The 26,136-nt window shown below is 33.2% G+C and carries 22 protein-coding genes and 1 pseudogene; 8 read left to right on the forward strand and 15 right to left on the reverse strand.

Annotation, left to right across the window (positions count from 1 at the left end; all coding sequences use genetic code 11):
* Positions 1 to 65: 65 nt before the first annotated feature.
* Positions 66 to 755, reverse strand: a pseudogene (locus CLV33_RS09700) (uracil-DNA glycosylase family protein).
* Positions 756 to 847: 92 nt separating this feature from the next.
* On the opposite strand from CLV33_RS09700, the gene CLV33_RS09705 reads away from it, so the two are divergent.
* Positions 848 to 982, forward strand: coding sequence for a 30S ribosomal protein THX (locus tag CLV33_RS09705; protein WP_081956190.1), 135 nt, complete (start codon positions 848 to 850; stop codon positions 980 to 982).
* Here CLV33_RS09705 and CLV33_RS09710 read toward each other — a convergent pair whose 3' ends face one another.
* Positions 983 to 1,705, reverse strand: a complete 723-nt coding sequence (locus CLV33_RS09710; RefSeq protein ID WP_105473740.1) for a hypothetical protein — start codon at positions 1,703 to 1,705, stop codon at positions 983 to 985.
* A 182-nt stretch (positions 1,706 to 1,887) separates the two neighbouring features.
* Here CLV33_RS09710 and CLV33_RS17530 point away from each other — a divergent pair, with 182 nt between their 5' ends.
* Positions 1,888 to 2,031: a hypothetical protein gene (locus tag CLV33_RS17530; protein ID WP_170064002.1), complete on the forward strand. Its 144-nt coding sequence runs from the start codon at positions 1,888 to 1,890 to the stop codon at positions 2,029 to 2,031.
* A gap of 62 nt (positions 2,032 to 2,093) precedes the next feature.
* Here CLV33_RS17530 and CLV33_RS09715 read toward each other — a convergent pair whose 3' ends face one another.
* Both CLV33_RS09715 and yaaA read right to left on the reverse strand, forming a co-directional pair.
* Positions 2,094 to 2,711 carry a class I SAM-dependent methyltransferase gene (locus CLV33_RS09715; protein ID WP_105473741.1) on the reverse strand — a complete coding sequence of 206 codons (618 nt, stop codon included), beginning with the start codon at positions 2,709 to 2,711 and terminating at the stop codon, positions 2,094 to 2,096.
* 22 nt (positions 2,712 to 2,733) lie between these two features.
* Positions 2,734 to 3,492: a peroxide stress protein YaaA gene (gene yaaA / locus CLV33_RS09720; protein WP_105473742.1), complete on the reverse strand. Its 759-nt coding sequence runs from the start codon at positions 3,490 to 3,492 to the stop codon at positions 2,734 to 2,736.
* Between the two features lie 167 nt (positions 3,493 to 3,659).
* Here yaaA and CLV33_RS09725 point away from each other — a divergent pair, with 167 nt between their 5' ends.
* A complete protein-coding gene (locus tag CLV33_RS09725; protein WP_105473743.1) occupies positions 3,660 to 4,277 on the forward strand; it encodes a hypothetical protein in 618 nt (205 codons plus the stop codon).
* A 168-nt stretch (positions 4,278 to 4,445) separates the two neighbouring features.
* Here CLV33_RS09725 and CLV33_RS09730 read toward each other — a convergent pair whose 3' ends face one another.
* Entirely contained in the window at positions 4,446 to 5,396 is a 951-nt protein-coding gene (locus CLV33_RS09730) for a tetratricopeptide repeat protein (RefSeq protein ID WP_105473900.1), read from the reverse strand.
* Between the two features lie 212 nt (positions 5,397 to 5,608).
* Between CLV33_RS09730 and CLV33_RS09735 the strand changes: the two genes are divergently transcribed.
* Genes CLV33_RS09735 through CLV33_RS09745 form a run of 3 tightly spaced genes read left to right on the forward strand, consistent with a single transcriptional unit; the run spans position 5,609 to position 13,696 of the window.
* Positions 5,609 to 11,713, forward strand: a complete 6,105-nt coding sequence (locus tag CLV33_RS09735) for an alpha-2-macroglobulin family protein (RefSeq protein WP_105473744.1) — start codon at positions 5,609 to 5,611, stop codon at positions 11,711 to 11,713.
* A 49-nt stretch (positions 11,714 to 11,762) separates the two neighbouring features.
* Positions 11,763 to 12,281, forward strand: a complete 519-nt coding sequence (locus CLV33_RS09740; protein ID WP_105473745.1) for a hypothetical protein — start codon at positions 11,763 to 11,765, stop codon at positions 12,279 to 12,281.
* Entirely contained in the window at positions 12,278 to 13,696 is a 1,419-nt protein-coding gene (locus tag CLV33_RS09745) for a M64 family metallopeptidase (RefSeq protein ID WP_105473746.1), read from the forward strand. The genes CLV33_RS09740 and CLV33_RS09745 overlap by 4 nt, the downstream gene beginning before the upstream one ends.
* Before the next feature lie 280 nt (positions 13,697 to 13,976).
* Here CLV33_RS09745 and CLV33_RS09750 read toward each other — a convergent pair whose 3' ends face one another.
* Together CLV33_RS09750 and CLV33_RS09755 are read right to left on the reverse strand one after the other, a co-directional pair.
* The gene (locus CLV33_RS09750; RefSeq protein WP_211297557.1) at positions 13,977 to 14,696 is read right to left on the reverse strand and encodes an SDR family oxidoreductase; all 720 of its coding nucleotides are present in this window, start codon (positions 14,694 to 14,696) and stop codon (positions 13,977 to 13,979) included.
* Between the two features lie 88 nt (positions 14,697 to 14,784).
* Complete coding sequence (locus tag CLV33_RS09755; protein WP_105473747.1) at positions 14,785 to 15,309, reverse strand: DUF4136 domain-containing protein; 525 nt, start codon at positions 15,307 to 15,309, stop codon at positions 14,785 to 14,787.
* A 62-nt stretch (positions 15,310 to 15,371) separates the two neighbouring features.
* Between CLV33_RS09755 and CLV33_RS09760 the strand changes: the two genes are divergently transcribed.
* A complete protein-coding gene (locus CLV33_RS09760) occupies positions 15,372 to 16,481 on the forward strand; it encodes an alpha/beta hydrolase family protein (RefSeq protein ID WP_170064003.1) in 1,110 nt (369 codons plus the stop codon).
* A gap of 268 nt (positions 16,482 to 16,749) precedes the next feature.
* Here the strand turns inward: CLV33_RS09760 and queA are convergent, their stop codons facing one another.
* From queA to rsgA, 8 genes are all read right to left on the reverse strand, one after another.
* Positions 16,750 to 17,799 carry a tRNA preQ1(34) S-adenosylmethionine ribosyltransferase-isomerase QueA gene (gene queA, locus CLV33_RS09765; RefSeq protein ID WP_105473749.1) on the reverse strand — a complete coding sequence of 350 codons (1,050 nt, stop codon included), beginning with the start codon at positions 17,797 to 17,799 and terminating at the stop codon, positions 16,750 to 16,752.
* An 80-nt stretch (positions 17,800 to 17,879) separates the two neighbouring features.
* Complete coding sequence (locus tag CLV33_RS09770; protein ID WP_105473750.1) at positions 17,880 to 19,106, reverse strand: 3-phosphoshikimate 1-carboxyvinyltransferase; 1,227 nt, start codon at positions 19,104 to 19,106, stop codon at positions 17,880 to 17,882.
* A 43-nt stretch (positions 19,107 to 19,149) separates the two neighbouring features.
* Positions 19,150 to 19,476 carry a nucleotide pyrophosphohydrolase gene (locus CLV33_RS09775; RefSeq protein WP_105473751.1) on the reverse strand — a complete coding sequence of 109 codons (327 nt, stop codon included), beginning with the start codon at positions 19,474 to 19,476 and terminating at the stop codon, positions 19,150 to 19,152.
* On the reverse strand, positions 19,476 to 21,413 hold the full coding sequence (locus CLV33_RS09780) for a DUF3857 and transglutaminase domain-containing protein (RefSeq protein WP_105473752.1): 1,938 nt from the start codon (positions 21,411 to 21,413) through the stop codon (positions 19,476 to 19,478). The genes CLV33_RS09775 and CLV33_RS09780 overlap by 1 nt, the downstream gene beginning before the upstream one ends.
* A 5-nt stretch (positions 21,414 to 21,418) precedes the next feature.
* Positions 21,419 to 23,320 (reverse strand): DUF3857 domain-containing transglutaminase family protein, encoded by a 1,902-nt coding sequence (locus CLV33_RS09785; RefSeq protein ID WP_105473753.1) that lies wholly within the window; start codon positions 23,318 to 23,320, stop codon positions 21,419 to 21,421.
* A 148-nt stretch (positions 23,321 to 23,468) separates the two neighbouring features.
* Positions 23,469 to 23,924, reverse strand: coding sequence for a metal-dependent hydrolase (locus CLV33_RS09790; RefSeq protein ID WP_105473754.1), 456 nt, complete (start codon positions 23,922 to 23,924; stop codon positions 23,469 to 23,471).
* A gap of 1 nt (position 23,925) precedes the next feature.
* The gene (gene dtd / locus CLV33_RS09795; RefSeq protein ID WP_105473755.1) at positions 23,926 to 24,378 is read right to left on the reverse strand and encodes a D-aminoacyl-tRNA deacylase; all 453 of its coding nucleotides are present in this window, start codon (positions 24,376 to 24,378) and stop codon (positions 23,926 to 23,928) included.
* A gap of 103 nt (positions 24,379 to 24,481) precedes the next feature.
* Positions 24,482 to 25,429, reverse strand: coding sequence for a ribosome small subunit-dependent GTPase A (gene rsgA, locus CLV33_RS09800; protein ID WP_042241761.1), 948 nt, complete (start codon positions 25,427 to 25,429; stop codon positions 24,482 to 24,484).
* 234 nt (positions 25,430 to 25,663) lie between these two features.
* On the opposite strand from rsgA, the gene CLV33_RS09805 reads away from it, so the two are divergent.
* Complete coding sequence (locus CLV33_RS09805) at positions 25,664 to 26,116, forward strand: hypothetical protein (RefSeq protein WP_042241757.1); 453 nt, start codon at positions 25,664 to 25,666, stop codon at positions 26,114 to 26,116.
* Positions 26,117 to 26,136 lie beyond the last annotated feature (20 nt).

Below are 26,136 nucleotides of genomic sequence, written 5' to 3' on the forward strand. Positions count from 1 at the left end.
TCAATCTCTATATTATTAAAGCTGCGAAGGTACACCTATTTATCTAGCTAATTTTTAAAATCTGCTTAAAAAAACTTTTGGTATTGCAGCACTCTAAAATCGAACGTAGTGAATTTTGGGTTTTTAGCTTTTAATGTTTTATATAGAGGAATACTTCCTATAGCTCTATTTGCCGAACCTGATGGTGATGTTAAAGACACTGTTTTTATTTTTCATGTTGATTGGGTAGCTAGTTTCGTTTTACTTGCAATAACCGGTAATTTAAATTCGTGCAAACGTGGTATTTCATTATTAAGCAATTTCAATTTTAAATTATATGTTTTTAATTGCTTTCTAAAAAAATATTCTGGTCCGTTTTTACTATTGCCTACTGTAAATAGTAAGGTATTAATATTTGGATATTGTGCTATGTAGCCAATTAAATCTCTAAGTTTAACGTTTTGCATGCCTAAATCGGATGCATCAATTTTTTCGCGTTCGCAACTTGCTACAATATCACAAATACCTATTTTGTGTTGATTTAAAAATTGCTTTCGTTGGGTAATAGCAGCTTTAGAATTATCAAAGCGCAAATTTAAATTGTAAATCTTATCTATAAATAACCACAAGGAATTATGATAACTGCCGTAGCAAAAATCTACATCCAGCTCTAAAAGTGCTCCAGTTGAAAATCGTGGTGGCGGTAAGGTTCCTACAATTAGTTTAGTTGTATTGTAGTTAATATATGGCGGATATGGATGATTATGGATAAACAAATACTTGGCTTTTTGTTTTTAAATGATTATATTATTGGATCTTAAATTTATTAGATTTCTACCTAGGTGGAACTAAAAAATACTATAATTTTATGGGAAAAGGTGATAAAAAAACAAAACGTGGCAAAATTTACAGAGGTACTTTTGGTGTTCGTAGACCAAGAATTAAGAAAAAAGTTAGCGCTGAACAAAAAATAAGCGTTGGCAATAAAGCCAAAGCAAAATAACTATAAGCTCTCTAGTAGCTTTTTTGCGTCTGCTATTGTAGCGCCATATATTTTTTTATTGGGTTTGGTCATGTATTGGCCTTCCGAAATTAAAGACTCTAGTATGCTTTGGGCTTCTACTTTTTTATTAATATTTAATAAAAATTGCGCGTATACCAAGCGCTCGTTATAAAACGAAAAGCGCACATCTATAGCCTTTAAATTTTCTTCGGCTTCTTCTAACTTTCCTTCTCTTTCCAGTGCTAAGCCATATAAAAATTGAGTTCGGGATTTTACAAACTCGGGGTGCGATTTTATATGTTCTGCATGGGTTACCACACTTTTATAATCTTCAATTTTAGTAAAGGCTTCTATCATGTTTTTAATAACATAGAAGTCGTTTTGAAAATTACCTTCTAAAGCATCCTTGTAATGTTTTAAGGCTTTTTCATTATCTCCTATTTCTAAATAAGCATCTGCAAGATTAACTCTGTTTTGGTAAGTTTCTGAAAACTCTAATTTCTTTTCTAAATCCCTTATCTTTTTGGTAGGGTTTATAATATTTGTAATTCCAGAGGTAATTTTGTCTGCATCGCGTTTATTGTATACTTGGGTAAGTATGTAAATAACACTTCCTAGCAGAGGAATGAAGAATATTAGAAATATCCAGTAATACGGATTTCTATGTTTTATAACGTGATAGATACAAAATGCCTGAAGTGCTATAATTAAGTAAAAATACATATAATGTTTGTTATTTAATTATGATGTATAAACATAAGGAAAATTCTTTGTTTTAAAATTTAATAGGTTACTTAAAAAGTACAAAAATTTTAAGGTTTAGCTAAAATACTTTAAGATGATTTTAATAAAATTTAGCGCAATTATTCCTAAATTTTAATATAACATAAAATAAGAAAAAATATATGGGCTTTATTAAGGACAAGAAAAAATTTGAACGCACTAAAACACAAACAAACCCTACAAATCCTACTGGAAACACAAACATTGATACAAACGATTTTGATATTGATGAGAAAACCATAAAAGACCAACAAAGTAAAAATTAGACGAGTTGTCTAATCTATACTTCATATGTACTCGCATCTTAAAAGGTGCGAGTTTTTTTTGCTTAATAATCGGTTTTTTTACCAATAAACCTAATCACATTGGCTAAACCGTTATGGTAATCGCCTTCTTTTAGGACCGTTTCAGTTTGTTCTAAACGTATAATTTCAAAATTCTTAAACGTATGTTGTATTTCTTCTTTTGTAAATAATAGATTTGGGTTTGCAGGCCCTCCAACACTAGGGTGTTTTTCTCTGTATAACAGGTGCTCCTTACTAAAGCCCTCTAAAATAATGTAGCCGTTAGGTTTCACTAATTCTGCAAGTTGCCGATGCAGTTGCAATCTGTCTTTTGGAAAGTGAGCATAAATTAAAGCAATTACATCAAAACTATTGTGTTTAAAATTAAAATGGTGCAACTCACCAATGGTATAACTAATTTTTGTATTGTTTTGGCTGGCCAGCGCTTCTGCTTTATTTTTACCTTCAACACTTATATCAAACGCAGTAACATTAAAACCTTTTTGTGCAGCATAAACAGCATTTCTACCTTCACCTTCGGCTGGTAATAATATAGATCCCTGTAAGTTGTAATTATCTATTGTATCTTTAAAGAATTGGTTTGGCGCCTTTCCATAAGCAAATTTTTTTTCTTTATATCTTGAATTCCAAAACTCCTCCATGGTATTTTTTAATTACAAAAAACTATCGCGTAAAAACTAAGTCGTTACCTTTAGATAGTTCCTCGCTTAAACCGTAATCCATATAGTTAAATCCTTTTAAGTCTTCTATAGTTTGTGCATTGGTATCTACAACATATCTCGCCATAGCACCTCGAGCCTCTTTGGCATAAAACGAAATTACTTTGTATTTACCATTTTTAAAGTCTTTAAAATTTGCTGTTATTACAGGCACTTTTAAGGCTTTTGTATCTATGGCTTTAAAGTATTCGTTGCTGGCTAAATTTAAAAAAACCTCATCGTCACCCAATTCTTTATTTAATGCTTCGGTTATATCTTTTTTCCAAAATTCATATAAATTTTTGTTTGTTCCCACAGGCATTTTTGTTCCCATTTCTAAACGGTAGGGCTGCATTAAATCTAATGGTTTTAAAAGGCCATAAAGACCAGAAAGTATGCGAACAGAGTTCTGCAAAATATCTAGCTTTTCTTCTGGAATGGTATAAGCATCTAAACCCCGATACACATCACCGTTAAACGCATATATTGCAGGCCTTGAATTGTTGGTTGTAAATGGCAATTCCCAAGCTTGGTTACGCTCATAATTTAACTGTCCCAAAGCATCAGAAATACTCATAAGGTTCGATAAATTTTTTGCCGATTTCTTCTTTAAGAGTTTATTTAAGCGTTCAGATTGCTTTAAAAATGTAGGTTCTGTATGTTTTTGGGTTGGTAAAGCCGTTTCAAAATCCAATGATTTGGCTGGGGAAATTACTAACTTCATTTTCTGTATGTTTTAAATTTTGTCGTCCCTTTTAATACCTTCAAAATTACAACTCATTTTTTGTATTTAAAATCTAAGTGTAATATTATTTACAATGAAGTTATAAGTGTAATTGATACTTAGCCCGTTTTATATTAGATTTGCTTATTCACCTAATTAAAACTTAAATGATTGCATTTTTACATACAAATAAAGCACATAAAGAAACGTTTGAAACTTTAGTAAGACAACATAATGCAACTATTGAAATTAAACATTACGTTAATAAAGACATACTGGATAATGCACTTTTAAATGGAAAAACCGATACACATCAATTCAATAAAGACATTGAAGAAATTAGAAAAGATAAGCCTTCCCTTATAATTTGCACATGTTCTACTTATGGTGCCGAAAGCGATAAGCACAACGATGTTTTTAGAATTGATAAACCTGTTATTGAATTTTTAGTAACCAATTACACCAAAATAGGTTTGGTATACACTGCAAATTCTACAAAAACGGTAAGTGAGGATTTAATGCTGCACATTGCGGCTAAAAAGGACACACCCATAGAAGTTGTTTCTTGTGATTGCTCAGAATATTGGTCGTTTTTTGAAGCTGGAGATTTTAAAAATTACGAAAAAGGGATAGCCAAAAACATAAAAGAAATGGCACATTTAGTAGATGTATTTTTTCTAGCACAGGCCTCAATGGCTGGTACCACAAAACATTTAAGCATGCTAGATAAAGAAGTATTTACAAGCCCTGAATTTGGAATTAAAGCGTTGCTAAAAAACATATAGATTGTGCTGAATTTTCCAAAACGTGCACAATGCCATTTTTGTTATTCAGAACAAAGTAAAGAACCTATTAATAAATCAAGATTCCTCGATGCCTCGGAATAACAAAAATATGGTTTTAGGTTTATAACAAATTACAGATATACAATAGATTTTTAACAAAAACGAGTATTAGAGCGCTAAAACCTTTTCTTTTTGATCTCTAAAAGCCTTAATTTTTGGCAGTTGTGAAATGGCAATTTCTATCTGCTCTAGCGCCTCTTTCTTATTATTTTTATGTGTATGAATTTGTGCCAAACGGTAGTGCGCCCAAGCCTTGGGCACACCATCTTCAGGAGCGTAATTGGCAATATAAGTGTGTAAACATTGCTCGCCTTTATCTAATGCGATGTTGTACTCTGCTGCCACTTTACCAATTTGGTAATGCAATGCATTGCGCTGATGTTTTTTGTGGGCTTCCTCTATGGTTTTTATAGCATTTTCTGGCTGGTTTTTCTTTTCGTAAAACTTGGTAAGCTTATCAAAACACGTTAAGGAGCCTCCTTCTTTAATAGCCATTTTATAATACTTTTCGGCAAGTTGGGGTTCATCATCATATTCATAAATATACCCTTTAGCCAAATAACCATCTACTTTAGAAAGCGCCTGTAATTCCTCGGCATATTTAAGCGATTTGCTTTTACTACCACCAAAAATCCCTGGAAGTTGCATGTAAAGTTCAACCAAGGCCCAACGCGCTTCTATGTGTGTTTTATCTAATTCTGCCGCTTTAATAAATGATGATTTAATATCACCTATAAAACCAACTGCTTTTAATTTGTTTTCTAACGCTTTCATACCCAAAACACCACCATATTTGTAATGGTAATTAGCTATGTTGGGTTTAGTATCAACTAATTTTTTATACGCATCTATAGCCTCGTTCCATTTTTTCTGGTGCCCGTATGCATCACCCAAAAGTTCTGTAGCTTTTAAATTTTCTGGATGGGTTTCTAATACCGACTTAATCAATGTTTCGGCCTTTAAAAACTCTTTTTTTTCAAAAAGTGCCTCTACCCCATCTAGAGATTGCTGCGAGAAACACAGCATTGGATATAGTAAAAATAAAAATAGGCGTTTCATAATTTTTTTTTGAGGTAACTGCAACAAAAATAAGGTTTTTAGTATATTTTTAATTTTGATTAAGACAATCTTAAGATTTAGCATTTCTACATTAAGAAGTTTTATCATTTTAAGGCTAAATTGATTAACTTCACTCAACCAACGTTACCATTTACCCAATTATTGTTTTTTGGAATGGCTTTTGACGGTAATTTAGTGACAAAATTCAACACATGAAACAGCCAGTTTTTTTATTTATGATATTATTATTTTCTACTTTTTCACAAGCGCAAAACCCAAATTACGACACGTTATGGCGCGAGGTTGAAAAGTTTGAAACCGATGGTTTGCCACAATCTGCCCTAAAAGTAGTTAAGCAAATTGAAACCCAAGCCCATAAGGACAACAACCAGCCACAGCGCATTAAAACCATGTTATTTAAAAGCAAATTTGCTTTAACTTTAAAGGAAAATGCCCAGTTACATATTATCAACGAATTTAAAACCCAAATTTCTGAAAGTGAATTCCCTACCAAAAACATACTAGAAAGTATTTTGGCGAATCTGTATTGGCAATATTTTCAACAAAACCGATACAAATTTTATAACCGCACCAAAACGTTTAAAAAAGTTGACGCCGAAGATTTTAGAACTTGGGATTTAGAAACGCTTTTTGCAGAAGTACATTTACATTTTCAAAAGTCTTTAGAAAACGGATTGCTTTTACAACAAGAGCCATTAAAAAAATACGATGCGCTGCTTAACGAACAGAAAGACTCTAAAATTTACAGGCCTACTCTGTTCGATTTTTTAAGCCATACCGCATTGGAATTCTATAAAACAAACGAATCCCATATTACCAAACCTTCCTATAAATTTGAAATTGATAATTCTGATTTTATAAAGCATGCCGAAGCGTTTTCAGTTTTAAATATAACTTCTAAAGATACAGCATCATTACAATTGCATGCTTTAAAAATTTATAAAGCCTTAATTCGGTTTCACTTAAAAGACGTTACACCTTTTGCACTAGCCGATGTGAATATTGAGCGTTTAAAGTTTGTACATGAACATGCCAATTTTAATGATAAAGATGAATTATTATTGGCTTCTTTAAGGTTAGAACGCAATCAATTAAAATCTCATGAAGTTTCTGGATTATATGATTTTGAAATTGCATCAATTTACTACGAACAAAGTAAACAATATATTCCCAAGACACAAGAAGAGAATCGCTGGAAAGCTAAGGAAGCTATAGAAATATGCAATTCCGTTATATCAAAATTCCCCAAAAGTAAAGGTGCTGAAAAATGCAGTATTTTAAAATCCCAAATACTAGCGCCACTACTCCAAATTACTGCTGAAGCCTTTTTACCAACTCAAAACATCTCACGAGTATTAGTAAGCTATAAAAATTTAGATAATATTACTTTTAAGGCATACCGAATTTCTGAAAAACAATTTGAAAACTTCAATAAGACTTACAGACAAGATGAACAATGGACATTCATTCAAAAATTAAATGCATCTGAAACATGGAGCGCTACACTTAAAAATGAGCAAGACTACCAACGCCATACAACTGAAGTTTTAATACCTAAGTTAAACAATGGCAGGTATATAATAGTTGCAACAACGCAACAAAACAGCGACAATAATTTTGCGTTTGCACAATTACAGGTAACAAACCTTGCTTTAGCAGAAAGTGAAACCCAAGATTACAAAATATTTCAAATTATTAACAGAAATAATGGAACGCCTGTAGCTGGAGCAAAAGTTGAAATATTCTATTACAAACGCAACAACAAAAATATTCAATTTGAAAACCACACATCAGATGAACTAGGGCAAGTAGAGCTAAAAAAGTTAGGAAGTGGCTGGTATAGAACTATTAACCTAAAAATAAAAAACGGTAGCGAACTTGCCTATTTTGGAGAGTATTACTTGAATCAGCGCTATAAACTTCAAGAGCAAAACACACGATATAAGGCCTTTATTTTTACAGACAGAAGCATTTACAGACCAGGACAAACGGTTTATTTTAAAGCCATTACAATGAAAACAGATGGTAATAAATCTGAAGTTTTGGCAAACGAAACTATAAATGCCACACTTTATAATGTTAATGGTGAAAACATAAAAAAACTAAGCTTTACAACCAACGAATTTGGATCGGTTTCGGGTGAGTTTATCTTGCCTAACAACGGCCTAAACGGTGAATATCGTATTGAATTAAATTCTGAAAAAAGATTTTTCACAAACAATCAAACCTATTTTTCTGTAGAGGAATACAAGCGCCCAAATTTTGAAACTAAATTCAGCCCAATTACTGAAACCTTTAAAATTAATGATTCTATTACTGTAAACGGAACTGCTTTAGCTTACGCTGGCAGCAATATTACAAATGCTGTAGTTGTTTACCGCGTACATAGAAAAGTGCAGTATCCTCGCTGGTATTTTTGGTATCGCCCATACATAAATAGCGAGCCTCAAGAAATTACCTATGGCGAAAGTGTTACTAACGATAAAGGTGAATTTAAAATTACTTTTAAAGCCATACCAGACCAAAGTGTTGATAAAAGCAGCCTACCTATTTTTCAATATGAAGTTACCGCCGATGTTACTGATATAAATGGTGAGACCCGAAGTGCAACTACAATTGTAAACGTTGGCTACCATGCATTAACGGCTAATATAAGTATAGATAACTTAATAGATAAGTCTAAAAAAAACCACAACATAACTATTAATACAAAAAATTTAAATGGTGAATTTATTCCAGCAAAGGGCACTATTAAAATTTACAAATTAAATGCACCAAATTATGTATTGAGACAACGCCCATGGCCAGCTCCAGATTATCAAAAACTATCAAAAGAAGACTTTAAACATCTATTTCCACATGATGCATATACTAATGAAGACGATGCCAACAACTGGAAAAAAGGCCCTTTAGTTTTAGAAAAATCGTTTAATACTGAAACATCTAAAACTATAGAGTTGGGCAGGATAAAAAAATGGGCATCTGGTGCGTATATTATCACATTAGAAACCAAGGATAAATTTGGACAAATAGTTAAAGATGAAGCAAAAACAATGCTGTTTAGTGAGAACGACAAAACACTTCCAGATCATCAGTTATTCAATATCACTACGGACAAATCGTCTTATAATATTGGAGATACTGCACATATCACTATTGCATCTTCAGCTGAAAATATTGCCGTAACCATAACAGTTGAAAAAGACAGAACTATTATAAAAAAGGAAATTATCACGCTTAATAACAACAAAAGAGTGATTAGCGTTCCAGTAACCCAAGATGATTTAGGTGGTTTTGCGGTGAATTATAGTTTTGCAGCATTCAATAGTTTTCAATCTGGTGATGTTGCCATAGCTGTACCCTACCCAAGCACAGATTTATATATTGAAACACTAACCTTTAGAGATAAGCTACAACCGGGAACCAAAGAGACTTGGCAGTTTAAAATTAAAGGTCCTAAAGGTGATAAAGTGAGTGCCGAATTATTAGCAAGTATGTACGACGTATCGCTAGACCAATTTAAATCGCATAACTGGAATTTTAATCCCATTCAAAAGCCAACCTATTATTCGTATAATAACGCGACGGGGCAAAGTAGTTTTGGTACACAATATTTTAGAGTGTATCAAGAACGCTTCTCTCATAGATTTACACCTCAAGGTTATGATAGATTGAATTGGTTTGGGTTATATTTTGGACAAAGTAATTATTTAAGAAAAGCACTATCTGGGAGAGTAGCTGGAGTTCAAATTGTTGAAAATGATGCTATTGAAGAAGAACAAGTGCCTTTTATGGTAGCTAATGAAGAAAGTTTAGAAGAAAAGGTTGTTCTCGGTTATGGCACAAAAAACAAAGCTCCTACAAAACCCAATGCTGAAAAATTAGAAAAAGAAAAACCAAACTTCGACAACATCAAAATCCGTAAAAACCTGCAAGAAACTGCCTTTTTCTTTCCGCAGTTACAAACAGATGCAGAGGGCAATATAAGTTTTAGCTTTACTACCCCGGAATCCTTAACACAATGGAAACTGCAATTATTAGCGCATACCAAAACTTTAGAAAGTGCTACAACACGTTTAACGGCAGTAACGCAAAAAGAATTAATGGTAATACCTAACGCACCACGATTTTTACGTGAGGGCGACAACATCACCATAAGCACGAAAATTGCAAATCTTTCAGATAAAGCACTTTCAGGAGAAGCTAAATTGGTTTTAACTGATGCTATTTCTGGAGAAAATATTACGGAAAATCTTGTTGAGGCTAGCTCAGTCGAAACCTTTTCAGTAGAAAAAGAAAATAACACCCAAGTTTCTTGGAAATTATCCATTCCAGATAATGTACAAGCGGTTCAATATAAAATATTAGCAGCGTCAGGGGACTTTAGTGATGGTGAGCAAAATGCACTTCCTGTACTTTCAAACAGAATGTTGGTTACAGAAACCTTACCTATGTGGGTAAAAAGCAACGAGACGAGAAGCTTTACTTTGGATAAGTTAAAAACAAATACCTCTACAACGCTTAAACATCATAAGCTGACTTTGGAAATGACTTCTAATCCAGCGTGGTATGCGGTACAAGCATTGCCCTACTTGATGGAATATCCGTATGAGTGTAATGAGCAAACCTTTTCAAGGTATTATGCCAATGCTTTAGCGAGCCATATTGCGAATTCAAACCCTAGAATTCAGGAAGTCTTTAATCAATGGCGAAATGCAGACGCACTTATCTCTAATCTTGAAAAGAATGAAGAATTAAAATCGATTTTAATTGAAGAAACCCCTTGGTTACGTGATGCGCAAAGCGAAACCGAACAGAAAAAACGTATTGCGCTTTTATTCGATTTAAATAAAATGAATAATGAATTAGAGTCGGCCATCAACAAATTGAAAAGCAATCAAATGAATTCTGGTGGTTGGTCTTGGTTTAAAGGCGGAAATGAAAACCGATACATCACACAGCATATTATTGCTGGTTTTGGGCATTTAAATAAATTGAATGTCATTTCGACAGAGCGAGGAAAGAGCGACGAGAAATCTTATTTTGAAATGATTTCAAAAGCTATCTATTATTTGGATAACGAATTCATCAAAGCATACAAAGACATTAGAAAATACGATGCAAAAGTAGACTTAAACAAAGACCATTTAAGCCATATACAATTGCATTATTTGTATATGCGAAGCTTTTTTCCAAATGTAAAAGCATCAGAAGAAGTAAAAGACATTATAGCTTATTACCAATCGCAAATTCAAAAGTATTGGTTAAAACGATCGTTATATGCCAAAGGTATGATGGCATTGGTTTCATATAGAAATAATGATATAAAAACAGCTTCAAAAATTTTGAAATCTTTGAAGGAAACTAGTATTACTTCGGATGAATTGGGCATGTATTGGAAATCGAATACCAACTCTTGGTACTGGCACCAAGCGCCTATTGAAACGCAAGCCCTATTAATTGAAGCTTTTGGTGAAGCTGGTTCTGTCATTCATAGTGACACGAAGAATCTTGAAACCATTGACAATTTAAAAATCTGGTTACTTAAAAATAAGCAGACCAATAACTGGAAAACCACTAAAGCCACCACAGAAGCAGTTTACGCCTTGTTACTTCAAGGTAGCGATTGGTTATCAGTAACCAATATGGTTGATGTAGTTTTGGGCGGACAACAAATAGAGCCTTCTAAATTAGAACATGTAAAAGTTGAAGCGGGCACTGGTTATTATAAAACCTCATGGCATTCCTCTGAAATACAGCCAAAAATGGCAGAGGTTGAAATTTCTAAAAAAGGTCAAGGTATCGCTTGGGGTGCTTTATACTGGCAATATTTTGAAGATTTAGATAAAATTACTTCAGCAGAAAAGCCATTAAGTTTGAAGAAGAAATTATTTCTAAAAACCAATACAGATACTGGTGAGGTAATTAAACAAATTACTTCTCACACCAAATTAAAAGTAGGTGATTTAGTTAGAGTTCGTATTGAATTACGAAGCGATAGAAACATGGAATTTTTGCATATGAAAGATATGAGGGCTTCTGGTTTAGAACCTGTAAACGTCCTTTCAAAATACAAATGGCAGGATGGGTTAGGCTATTATGAAAGTACTAAAGACGCCTCAACCAATTTCTTTTTTGATTATTTACCAAAAGGCGTTTATGTGTTTGAATACGATTTACGAGTGAATAATGCAGGAAATATGAGTAATGGCATCACAACAATTCAAAGCATGTATGCTCCAGAATTTAGTAGCCATAGCGAAGGCATAAGGATTTTGATAGAACAGTCTAAATAGATAAACCTTATATTTACACCGCATAAGAGTACTTTAACCTATAAAATGCATGATTTATAGTGGCCCCAAAATTATTGACTTTTTTAAACTGCTTGCAGTATGCTGTTGTACTGTAGTATGCATTAGCTGTATTGCAAACCAAGATATATCCGCTTCTGAGAAAAAATCTGAAATACGGTATAAGCCAAAAATTGTCTTTGTGAGCTACAGTATTAAAAAAAATGAAAACGGAAACAAAACTGTTGCATTTTTAGATTCAAAAAAAGTAGATGGCACACTTAAAAATCAAAAGAAAATACTGGATAAAAAAGGAAATTTAGGCGATTTAGTTTGTGCTCAACTCGATGCATCATCATCAATAGTATCGCAACAATTAGTTGAAAATCCATTAAAAAAAACCATAGAATATGTTGATGAAACCAAAAATTTTAAGGTTGTACAAATAGCGTTAGATAGTGCTAAGTTTACCGTAAGATTGCAATTATACCCAGAAACTAAGTATATTGCTATTAATTTAAATGGTGCTACACAACGTCCCATAGCTTTAACCAAGGTAAGTGAATTATGAAACAATTCTTTACACTTTTAATATGTTTTGTTTGCAGTACAATTAGTTCTGCACAAGTTTTTCAAGTGGAAACCATAAAGCTTGCCGGAGATAACAATAACCGTATTAACATAGTAATACTTAGCGATGGTTATCAAGAAAGTGAACTAGACCAATTTGTTACGGATGCTACTAATTTTTCAACTGAACTGTTTAGTCAATCGCCTTTTTTAGAATACAGTGATTATTTTAATGTGTATGCTATAAAAGTACCTTCGAACGAAAGTGGTGCCGACCATCCTGCAACAGCCACCGATGTTACGGAACCTCTTACGCCTATAAAAACAGTAGACACCTATTTTAATTCTACATTTGATGGTTTTGGGTCTCATAGGTTGTTGTTTTATGGTATAGACTGGCCAAGTTCAAATATTGCCAGATCAAAAATTATTTCTGTTCTAGCGGATAATTTTCCTGCTTACGATTCTGCTTTAATTTTAGTGAATTCAACAGTTTATGGTGGTAGCGGTGGCGAATTCCCTATGTCTTCAATGGCTACAAACGCTAACGAAATTGCTATTCATGAGCTGGGACATTCCCTTTTTGATTTGTTAGATGAATACTATCCAGGAGATGGAAGGTTAAGAGAAGATATTAATGCCACAAAAGAATCAGACCCAAGCGTGATTAAATGGAAAAATTGGCTAGGAGATAACGGTGTTGGCATATACGCTTACGGCACTTCTGGAGAAGCGGCTACTTGGAATAGACCTCACCAAGGCTGTAAAATGCGTTATTTAGGGTTTCCATTCTGCTCGGTTTGTAAAGAAGGTATGGTTGAGAAAATACACGATTTAGTATCGCCTGTTGATGATTTTACTCCCGATAATTCAAGTAATATAGAAAACCCAACGTTTCCTTTGGATTTTGAATTGACTTTGATAAAACCAAACCCCAATACTTTGGAAAGTATCTGGACGTTAAATGGCACTACTATTGGAAATAATGTTGATATCATTTCATTGTTAGCTACAGATTTGATGGAGGGCACAAACACATTAACCTCGATTATTACCGACAATAGCCCAATGCTAAGGGTTGATAATCATGAAACCGTGCATGTTACCACGGTAACGTGGACTATCAATTATTCTGCATTAAGCGTCGATGTTATAAATGCTAAATCGAACAGCTATACTATTTCTTTATATCCAAATCCAACAAACGCTATACTTAATTTCAAGTTTGAAAGTAACACGGATACACCAATTACTGTAAATATTACAAGTTTGGATGGTAAGCAATCAAAATCGCTTATACTCTCCAATTATAAGTCAACCGAAATAAATATTAGCGATTTTAGCGCTGGCATTTATGTTGCCAATTTTTACACTAACAATACACTTATAGCTAGTAGAAAAATAGTTAAAAATTAAAATAGGTTATCATTTTGTGGCGTACTATTATTTTATATAATTCCGTTCTGAGATTTTAAATACTTAGACACATAACGTATTTATAGTCTGTTTTTTATTCAACCCCTAAATATTTCAGAACAATAGGCTTTATTATTTTTTAATACTAATTATAGTATGTTTAGTTACAGCCCTTACCAAGTTTTAAAAAAAACCTGTGAGGGCTGCATATCTTATACTAACCTTATTGCTTAATGCAAGCACTAAATATTAGCAAATTGCTCATAAAAGACGAAACACATTATTTTGAAGGCGGTGTGGTTGGGCGTACTTCAATTTTACTAGGTAACGTTCTGGGATGCATTTCTAAAAGATCTACCACAAGTTTACCTATGTCCTCTATTTGAATTTTCCACGCATCGTTTTCACCTGGCTCATTATTATTAAAATAGGTTGAAACAGACCCTGGCATTATGGTGCTTACTTTTACACCATGCTGCCTTAAATCTAACATTACGGCTTGGGTAAATCCTGTAACACCAAATTTACTGGCATTATAAGCTGCACCACCTGCAAAAAAGTTTGTGCCTGCCAAACTAGAAATAGTTATAAAATAGCCTTTAGATTTTTTTAGCGCTTCCACACCGGCCTTAATGGAATAAAATACGCCTGTAAGGTTTGTATCAATTACATCATGCCAATCTTTAAGCTCTAAATTTTCAATGCTACCAAAACGTCCTAAACCAGCATTGGCAATAATAATATCCAGTTTTCCAAAACGGCTTATAACAGTTTCTATTGCTTTTTCCTGACTTTTAAAATCCCTAACATCTGCCGCAATTCCAATAGCTTTGGCGCCAGTTAACGTATTATCGTTTAAATGTTTAGCAGCTTCGTTGGCAGCATCCTCACTCCTACTTGTTACCGCTACATTTACACCTTTTTGCATTAATGCTTGGGCTACACCATAGCCAATACCTTTGGATCCTCCTGTTATTAAGGCCACTTTATTTTTAATCATGATTCGTAATTTTTTAGTTTACGTAAAACTACAAAACATAAGAAAGAAAGTAGAATTTAAAATGTTAGGATAATTGTAAAATTGAGTACTATTTTGTTTTGGGCGGAAATGTTTTAAATACCTTCTCTACTATTGCTGTAAAGCGTTCTTCTCTTTTTATAGGTTCTGCTTTTGGGTTAAAACTCGCTTCACTATTTGCCTGCCAAAATAACTGCTTATTAGAGGCATCTACAAAATCAAAAATAATTTGTTTGGTCATGTTAGACTGCCCTATTGGCAAACCTATAGAAATACCGCCACCTACGTTACCACCGCCGCCGCCAACGCCTACACCAACAGTTTCACGTTGTTGGTTACGAAATTCTGTAGTTTTAATATCAATTAAAAAATCTGGATTTTCAGAAATTACAAACCCAGTAGCCTGTAATTTTTGGTCTAAGGCATCCAACAATCGCTTGGTATCTAGTTCGCTTAAACCAGTGTCCATATCACCAAAATATTGGTAGGTTTTGTATTTAGAGAAGTTTACCGCTTTATCATAATCGTAGGTTACATAAATGGGCGCACAAGATATTACGAGAAATAAAACAATTATTGATAGAAGTTGTTTCATGGCGTTTGTTTTTTAGATAAATTTAATCAAAAATTATGCCTTTGCGCATATATTCCACAAACATGATGAAAAAACTAGCGTTTTGCCTTACTTTAATTTTATGCTTTTACTTAAATTTAAGTATTGCGCAAAATGAGAGACCTCAAGAACCAAAAATCCCTTTTAACTATAATGTTGAAGATGTCGTTTTTTTTAATAGTAAAGCCGACAGCATTAAATTGGCAGGTACGCTTACATTACCTAAGGCTATAAAAAAACCGCCCGTAGCAATTTTAATAAGCGGTTCTGGTCCGCAAAATAGAGATGCTTACTTAAAACCATTTAATCATAAACCGTTTTTGGTACTAGCAGATTATTTAACAAAACAAGGTATAGCGGTTTTAAGATATGATGACAGAGGTGTTGGCGAATCCCAAGGTAAATTTAAGGATGCAACTTCTTTTGATTTTGCTTTGGATGTTGAAGCTGCAATACACTTTTTAAAAACTCGAAATGATATTGACACCAGTAAAATAGGGCTTATTGGCCATAGTGAAGGCGGGTTAATTGCACCTATTGTGACTTCTAAAAATAAAGATGTTGCTTTTGTAGTGATGTTAGCAGGACCAGGTGTAGACGGTGGAAAAATTCTTGAAACACAATCCAGAAAAATGATGGAATTAAGAGGTGTACAAAAGATGATGATTGATGAGAATGAAAAACTAACCACCATTATTTATGATGTAATAAAGCGTTACAAAAACACCGACACCATAAAATCTAAGATTGCAAAAGGACTAAATAATTTTAAAGCACAAAACCCAATGTCTATAGTTTCTCCCTCAATTACACCCATTTTAATTGAACAGCAATTCAAAATTTTAGAATCGAAATGGTTATTGGAATTTATAAAAATTGATCCTAAAGAGTATTTAGAAAAAACAACCTGCTCCATCTTAGTTTTAAATGGTAGTAAAGATGTACAGGTGTTGCCCGAGGTTAACTTACCAGAAATACAAAAGGCCTTGGCTACTTCGGGGAATACCGATGTTACTATAAAAGAACTAGAAAACTTAAACCACTTATTTCAAACTGCTGAAACCGGTAATTTAGATGAATACAAAACTATTGAGGAGACCTTTGCGCCTTCTGCACTAAAATTAATTGCAGATTGGATTAATGAGCGATTTTAGCAAACAGGCCCGCGTTAGGGATTGAACGGTTTGTATGAAATCCTTTTTAAAGTGAGTTGAAACTTTATGTAATTAGGAAATTAAATGTGTGGATAGCCGCGTTAATAATCTCCTTGCAATGTCGCTTTAAAAAGATTGAGTAGTGAAAGCCCGACTGAAGTGACTCCTGCAAGGTTTCTAAAAAACCTTGTAGGTATGGAACGAAAGTAACGCCCAACTTCTAGAAACATCGCTAAAAAAAATCCCGTTAAAAAACGGGATTTAATAGTTATAAAATTAACATGGCATCGCCATAACTGTAAAACTTGTATTTTTCTTTAATGGCTTCTTGGTAAGCTTCCATTACAAAATCGTGACCTGCGAATGCCGAAATCATCATTAATAATGTAGATTTTGGTGTATGGAAATTTGTTACCATACAATTAGCTATACTAAAATCGTAAGGAGGGAAAATAAACTTGTTAGTCCACCCATCCATTTCGTTTAATAGCCCACTAGAGGACACCGCACTTTCTATAGTACGCATAGCAGTAGTACCCACGGCACAAACGCGTTTTCTGTTTTTAATTCCTGTGTTTATAATATCTACAGCTTCTGGCCCAATTTTAATTTCTTCACTATCCATTTTGTGCTTAGATAAGTCTTCCACCTCAACGGGATTAAATGTACCTAGACCAACGTGTAAGGTTACTTCGGCAAAATTTACACCTTTAATTTCCAAGCGTTTCAACAAATGCTTAGAGAAATGTAATCCTGCTGTTGGTGCTGCTACAGCACCTTCGTTTTTTGCAAAAATAGTTTGGTAACGGTCTTCGTCTTCTGGCTCTACTTCGCGTTTAATGTATTTGGGTAGCGGTGTTTCGCCCAATTCTCTTAACTTTATTCTAAATTCTTGGTAAGAGCCATCGTATAAGAAACGTAAGGTGCGCCCTCTAGAGGTTGTATTGTCTATAACTTCGGCTACTAAACTTTCGTCTTCGCCAAAATATAATTTATTACCTATTCTTATTTTTCTTGCTGGGTCTACCAACACATCCCAAAGGCGTTGTTCTTCGTTAAGTTCCCTTAATAAAAAAACCTCGATTCTAGCACCTGTTTTTTCCTTGTTACCGTATAAACGGGCAGGAAAAACCTTAGTGTTATTCAAAATCATTACATCATCTTCATCAAAATAATTAATGAGATCTTTAAATTGTTTATGCTCTATAGTTTGGTCTTTTCTATTTAAAACCATTAAACGAGATTCATCTCTATTTTCTGAAGGATATTCTGCTAATAACTCTGCTGGCAAATCAAAACCGAAGTTCGATAATTTCATGGATTATGTATTTAAGTAATTTTTACAAAGTTGCAAATATACAATCTGCAGATAGGGGTTGTCAAGTAAATAAGCAATTATTATTGCGATATCTTAAAACCAATACTTTTTAAATCGTTCCAAAAGGTTGGATAGCTTTTAGAAACCACAGCTGCATCCTTAACAATTACATCTTGTTTTAAAGCTACTGGTGCAAAGGCCATAGCCATTCTATGGTCGTTGTAAGTGGCAATTGCCATTAAAGGTTTTATAGCTTTTGAAGGCTTTAAATGCAGCGATTTATCGGTAATTTCTACGCTGCCGCCAAGTTTTTCAATTTCGGTTTTTAGCGCTACCAACCTATCGGTTTCTTTAATTTTTAAAGTGTGAAGCCCTGTTAAATGGCATGAAATACCCAAAGCAAAACAGGTTACAGCTATAGTTTGTGCAATATCTGGTGCATTTTTTAAACTTAATTCTAGCGGTTGTAGTACCACTGCCTCTTTGGTTAGCGTAATGCTATTATTGATAAATTTTGATGTTACTCCAAAATGTTTGTAGATTTCTACCAAACACGAGTCGCCTTGTAAAGAATTTTCTTTGTATGAAGAAAGTGTTATTTGCGTACCAACTTCACTAAGGGCCGCAATACTGAAATAATAGGAAGCTGATGACCAATCTGACTCTACTGTTAGAGTTTTATCTATTCGTTTTTCGGTTGCAGGAAATACGGTAATAACATTATCTTTAAATTGTGTTTCAACCCCAATTTCGTTTAGCAAACGTAACGTCATGTTTATATATGGTACCGAAGTAATATCGCCTTCTAAAGTTAGAACAATACCATTTTTTAATTTTGAAGCAATAAGCAATAAAGCAGAAATATACTGACTACTTACATTGGCCTTTAAGGATACCTGGTTTTTAGTTAATTTTTTACCCTGTATGGCTATTGGGGGAAATCCTTCGTTTTCTATATAACTTATATCTGCGCCTAGTGCCCGCAATGCATCTACTAAAATTTTAATTGGGCGTTCTTTCATGCGCTTAGATCCTGTTAATACAGTTGCCCTACCTTCCTGAACCGCAAAATAAGCAGTTAAAAAGCGCATTGCTGTACCAGCATGATGAATATCTACCAGCTTTTCTTTTGAAGCTAATGCGTTAATCATCAAATTACTATCATCAGAATTTGATATGTTTTTCAACTCAATTTCTGGAAAAAGAGCCTGTAACAATAATAATCTATTAGATTCACTTTTAGAACCAGTAATAGTTATGTTCGATTTACGGTTTGTAAGTTTTGATTTATGAAGGGTAATATCCATTAAAAAACGCTTCTAAAATTAGAAGCGTCAAATATAATTACAATTATTTTAATTTCTGATTATTGTGATGCCTATCGTGGTCTCGTTTGGTTTTTTTATCCATACGCTTATCGAAAGCATCCTGCAAATCAACACCCGTTTGATTTGCTAAACAGAGTACTACAAACAGCACATCGGCCAATTCTTCACCAAGGTCTTTATCTTTATCGCTTTCCTTTTCGCTTTGTTCACCATAGCGACGTGCAATAATTCTCGCTACCTCACCTACCTCTTCGGTAAGTTGCGCCATATTGGTAAGTTCATTAAAATAGCGTACACCGTGTTCGTTAATCCAGTTGTCTACAATTTTTTGTGCGTTTTTTATATCCATTAGGTTTTTGTTAAAACTATTTGTTCGTTTTCCTTAATTATCATTTCGTTAAAAAATTGTTTCAAAAATAAATAGTTTTCTGCACTTACTACTGCTTTGTTTATTTTATAATTTACCATTAATCTTAGCTTTCCGCCAACAAAGCTTGGGTAAAATTTAAACTCGCCTAGGTTATTTGGTATTTTCATGATTATAGGAGATAGCTCTGTTTCTGGGGCATAACCTTCTGGAATATCAATGGACACAATGTACCTGTTAAAAAACGGGTATCCAAAATCTACAGGAAATAATCTTTTTTCTAATTTAAAAGGGTTTTCTTTAATCTTAAGAAACATAAAAGGTTGAACATAAATTTTATCATTAATAATATCGGCTCCCTCTTCTTTATAAAAGTTGAACTTTTCTTCTACATTTCCTTTATATGAGTCTGTGTTTTCTAATGTATATTCAGAGATTTCGATATCGTCAAACCTACCTTCCCTTATCGTTATAAAATCGTCTAAATCTTTGTCTTTAAAGTTTTTTCTAAATTCTAGTGCTTTATGTTTTGAATACTCTGAATTAAAATTGCCTGAAATAGTTCCATCTTCATTTAAATTTGCATTTATGGTGTAATTACTTAAGGCCAAATCTGGTTCTTTTAAATAAATTTCGTCCCATACAGAGTTGGGGTTATCAATTAAAATACCACGCCAGTTGTAATCTTTTACAGGAAGCACATTAATATCGCTAAACTCTTCTGTTGCATCTAGGAAATATTTTTCTTCTCCAATTTTAGTGTAAGCTATTACGTAGTTTAATCTATCAACTGTTGGAAAAAAAGGAATAATATTGTCTTTAGTGCTAATAACTACAGGGTTTGCGTATAAGCCTGCATATCTTAGCATTGCAACCAACGTTAAGTTAATATCTGCTGTATTGCCCTTTTTTTCTTTTAACGCTTTTCTAATACCATGAAAAAACGATTTTCCATCAATACCATTCCACTTTATATGATCTTTTACGTATTTAAAAATCCTGTCCATTTTTTCAATATCGCTTGTAGCACCAACCAATAGTTCGTCTAACTCCTCATCAAAAGAGTTAGATTTATCGAGTTGATTCTTATAATCGTCTGAGCTTCCTATGGTTCTCGCTACCTCTCCCCATGTTTGAGCATAACTGCGATACATTTGTCCTGGAATTTCAATAGATACTAGCTCAAAAACAGCGCCAGCTCTATAGTTGTTAATATTATCTACATAACTCTCTTCTTTTAATGCTGAAACATTATCCAATTTATACTCGTTAACTACCATTGTTTCAAAATTAGGGTCGTGCGCTAAGTGCTGTTTTGGGAAAAATTGCAAATACCCTTTTGATGTGCTTTTAAACCTAAACCACTCTGGTGTTTTAAGAGATGCTTCTATACGTTTTATTGGGATTTCACGTTGTAAAACAAACTCGTCAATATTCCATATGTATGGAGAGGTAATTCTGTATTTTAACTCTATTACCGTTCCTTCTTTTACATTAGGCATTGTAAATTTTACTTGTTTGTAATTATAGCTCACCCTGTCTTTAAAAACTTGGTCTTTGTCTAAACTTGTCTTTACTATTTTGCCACCTTCGAGATTATAGGTATAGGCTCTAATTTTTCCAACAGACTCCCCAGCCCCCCTAGGATCGAAAAGGTCTATAGTTTCAGTAGCACTATCAAACCCTTCCTTGTTATATATTTTTATACGCTTATGTATTTCGGTTTGTAAAGTGGGACCCGATGTATTCATGGAAAAATACGTATTTCTGTATTCATAAAGTACAGCAGCGTTGGCGGTACTATCTACAGAACAGCTTTTTTCTGTTAATTCTTCTTTTGAGACTTTACCAAAGTCGTAATTTTGGCTGGCTAGCGTATTACATAATACTACTAACATAAGAGTGTTGAAATATTTCATTGGGTTTATAGTTTAATCAATGCTATTTTTAAATTATCACTTTTAGCTATAGCTTTATAAAAATCCCTAAAATCCTTGTAGGCTTCTTTGGTAAACTCTCCTGCCTTAGTTTCTAAAACCCTGTTGTAAACCAATGTATTAGCATCCTTTTCATTAATTATTAAACTATATGTACCGAATTGACTTTTTATGTTGATGGTTTCGGGCAATGCTTCTATTTTGTAGCCTTGTGGTAGTTTTATTTCTACTTCATCTACATCTTTATACCCTCTATAAATTTTAACGGGCAATTTTCTATTGCTATACCTGTTGGGTATGTAAGTACTTCTGTTTAATGCATTAACGCATAACAGCATTCTGTTGCCCACTATTTTGCTGTAATTGGCAGCATTAAAACTTATATTTTCCTCGAATTTTATGTTTTGCTTATCGTTTTTAATTTGAAGCTTATCGATAGTGAAATTATTTATATAATTCCAACGGTTTTTATAATGTATATCTAAATCTCGGGGAGTTTCAGATTCTAACCAATATTTATTATTATACTGCACACCTTGGGAGATTACGCTTGTTGTTGCAGTAATTGAGCCATCGGCTAGCAATTGGCAGGTACCTTTTGTAGTTTGTAGGTTTTCGCTACTGTAGTATTTTTTTGTGTGTTTTATTTCTCCGCCTTCTGGTTTTACAACTAGAACATCCCTATCGTCAATAAAACCACCTATAAACGCAAATGGAATTTGTTGGCTAGTACATTCTAACCATAAATCTCCTTTATTTGATGGGATTGTTAAAATAGCATGATTGCCTTGCATGGAGACAAAATCTTTATCAATATCTCTTTGGTTTTTACTTGCGTACAAAACGGTATAATAAGATTCTACACCAACAGCCTTTAACAAGGACATAGTGTAATTTGTAAGACCTTTGCAGTCTCCATACCCTAGCTCATCTACCTCAGAAGCATTAAACGGTTTCCACCCACCAATACCTATTTGTACACTTATGTAGCGTGTTTTATTTTGTACATATTGGTAAATTGCTTTTGCTTTTTCTATATCATTGGGTTTATCTTTTACCAAATTATTTACAAAGGCAACAGTCTCTGGGGATAAATCTGAGGCATCTTTAACCAAATCGTTATAGATCCATTTCCCAAAATCTGCCCAATTATTTGCCTCTGCCTGCTTTCCTTTTAATGCAAATTTATCTGAGGCAAATAATACCCTTGGTATAATTTCATTAAATTCCGGACTATGGTGCTCTGGCTTTAATGCCTTTAAATTAGTAGCTTTATAAACTATTTGTTGAGCAGTTTTATCTGTTTTTAATTCTAAGTTTTCTAAATTTTCTTCTTTTTTCCTTAGCGTAATTTCATCTGAATAATTAAGGATATAAGAACTATTTTCAGTACTAACATAATACCCTTCTAATGGCATAAAAGACTCAATAAAAGCAGTATTGTTAGTTTCGGTTTCGCAAGTAAACTCTACCGTATAAGGATAACTAACTGGTGTGTAACTTAAAAATTTTACTCTTGAATCTGAGTATAATGTACCGCCATCAACGGCGCTTACATCTGTAAAATCGTTTTTTCTTATTTTCTTTATTTGTGTACCATTGGCATCAAAAATTGAAGCGTTAATACTTTTAATCTTTATACTGTTATCGTAGTGCGCAAATGCATTTACGTGTGTATTACCTTCTTTATTTAAAACAGTTATGATGCGGTGTACCTCTACCACCATTTCTGCAGGAGAATTTAATGAAACGCTTACATCATTTTTACGTATTACAGCATTTGCATGCTCGCTTAATGTTTCAGGAATTGTTAAACTAGAATAATATTTGTCTTGGGAAGTACTAAAATAGGAAACAAGAAATAGCGCTAAAAAACAGAGATGCTTCAAACCAATTAATAAAAATTAAAATTTCGGACTATAAATCTATAAGAAATAGACTTATTATTTTATGAGAAATATCATGTTTTATTAATTAATTTCTTATTTTTTTAAATAAAAATCTTACACTAATGATGCTTATGCATGGTATAACCACTTATTTTATCTCACTAAAAATAACTTGAAGTCCCCAATCTGTAAAAAAGCTTTTTATGCTTAAAGGCGACACTAATATTACACGAGTAGGAAAAAAATACCTAGAATTTTCAAACGGTATAAAAAAGCCAACACCTTCGCCTCCAGTGGTTATAGCATCTAAAAGCCCATGAGATATTGTAGTTGTAAAAACAACTAAAAACCATGTTAGTTTATGTTTTCTTCCAATGGTAAACATTAAAAACAAACTCCATAAAACGGCAAATAAAATGGAGTGTGTAAACCCACGATGCCCTAGAGGAGATGCATAAGGAATACCTATTCTATAACCAATAACATCAAAATCTGGTAAAATGGCAGAAAACATAGCTGCCAACATGAGCCACTTTAAATTTTTATTATCTATTACTTTTGAAAGTGTAAACCCAACAATACCATGACCAAAAACTGATGCCATATTATTCTTTTTGTTTAGAATCTATAATGATAGTTACAGGACCATCATTTATTAGTTCTACCTGCATATTGGCTCCAAATTCACCTGTTTTAATGGTTTTACCTAAAACATCTTCTAATGCTTTAATACATGCTTTATATAAGGGTATGGCGACTTCTGGTTTAGCTGCTTTAATGTAACTAGGGCGGTTTCCTTTTTTTGTAGCTGCATGCAGTGTAAACTGACTTACCAGAATTAACTCGCCACCTACATCTTGTAAGGATTTGTTCATCACCCCATTTTCATCTCCAAAAATTCTAAGGTTTACTATTTTGTTACATAACCAATCTATATCGTCCTGAGTATCATCATTAACAATACCTAAAAACACTAATAGCCCTTTACCTATGGAGGCTACTTTTTTAGCTTCAATAGTAACACTAGACTCTAATACGCGTTGAATAACTACTTTCATTATTTTTATACCTAAACCTATTTGAAGAAGGCGTGGGAATACTCAAAAGTATTTTACTTAATTTGTTTTAATAATGCCATGGCCGCTTTCTAATAAATATTTACTATTCGTCCCAGTTATCGGTTCTGTAATTTTCATCTTCTCCTTCTAAAATTTGAACATAGCTTCTGTAGCGGGAATAAGCAATCTCATCGTTCTCTAAGGCCTCTTTAACAGCACATTTGGGCTCTTGCAAATGCAAACAATTATTAAACTTACAGTTTTGTTTTAGTGCAAAAATTTCTGGAAAATAATCGCCCACCTCTTCTTTATCCATATCTACAACACCAAAACCTTTTATACCTGGGGTATCAATTATTTTTCCTCCAAAACTGGTATCGAACATTTCAGCAAAGGTAGTAGTGTGTTGTCCTTGGCTATGTTGTGTAGAAATTTCTTTAGTTTTTAAATTTAATGAAGGCTCTATGGCATTAACCAATGTAGATTTCCCTACTCCAGAATGGCCAGCAAATACGCTTACCTTATCCCGCATTATACCTTTTACTTTATCTATATTTTTTCCTGTTTTAGCCGAAATACCAATACATTCATAGCCTATTTTTCTGTATATATGAGCTAGATATTTTACTTCAAGTAAAGTTTCTTCATCATAAACATCTATTTTATTAAACAGTAAAATTGTTTTAATGGAATAGGCTTCGGCAGTTACCAAAAACCTGTCTATAAAACTAGTAAGTGTTGGCGGATTATCTATGGTTATCATTAAAAACACCTGATCGATATTAGCCGAAATAATGTGTGTTTGTTTAGATAGGTTTACCGACTTACGAACAATATAATTTGTTCTATCGTGAATGTTATGAATTATTCCCGATACAGTATCGTTATTGGTTTCTAACTCAAAATCTACAATATCGCCCACCGCAATTGGGTTTGTGCTTTTTATGCCCTTTATACGAAATTTACCTTTTATACGGCATTGATATACCTCTCCCAACTGTGTTTTAACAGTATACCAACTCCCTGTAGATTTATAAACGCGTCCTGTCATGCAATAGATTATATCACAAAATAACAATTTTTAAATTGAATTTTTATGAATTGGCCAACCTTTTTAGTACGGTTTTCGCTCTAAAAAAAATAGTAACACAAAAACTAAAATTTATGTAACACATACACTTATAAATAGTCTTAATTGAAAATACTTTAATAAAACATATCATATTTATGTAAGTGTATTTTTATATTAGCCATTTTTTAACCATAAATTTTAAAATTCAACAACATGAAAAAATTAGTATTAGTCTTAGCAATTTGTGCCTTTAGTTTTATTGAAACACAAGCACAAGTAGAGTATAAAGTAATTACGAGTGTAGAATCTATAGTACCCAGTGGATTGGGACGTTCTAGATTAATATCTGCAACTACTGAAAGAGATTACGAAGATTTTACGTCAGAACAGACCGAAGAAGATAACACAAGGAATAAATCTAAAAGAAAAGATATTCGTGTAAAAGATTTTGAGGAAACCAAACTCTTAAATTTCTACAATATTGCCGGTATACGCTTTCAAAATATTGCCTCTAACGATGTACTTATTGGCTCAAAAATAAATACCATGATTGAAGAAGGTTGGGAACTGGCATTTGTAACCAGCGCTGTTGAAAGCGATAGCGGAAAAGATGATGGGCAAGGTATTTTTATTACACGTTATATTTTTAAAAGAAACAAACAATAGTCTTTTAAAAGCCAAAAAAA

The organism is Jejuia pallidilutea (genome assembly GCF_002973595.1).
Taxonomy (GTDB): Bacteria; Bacteroidota; Bacteroidia; order Flavobacteriales; family Flavobacteriaceae; genus Jejuia; species Jejuia pallidilutea.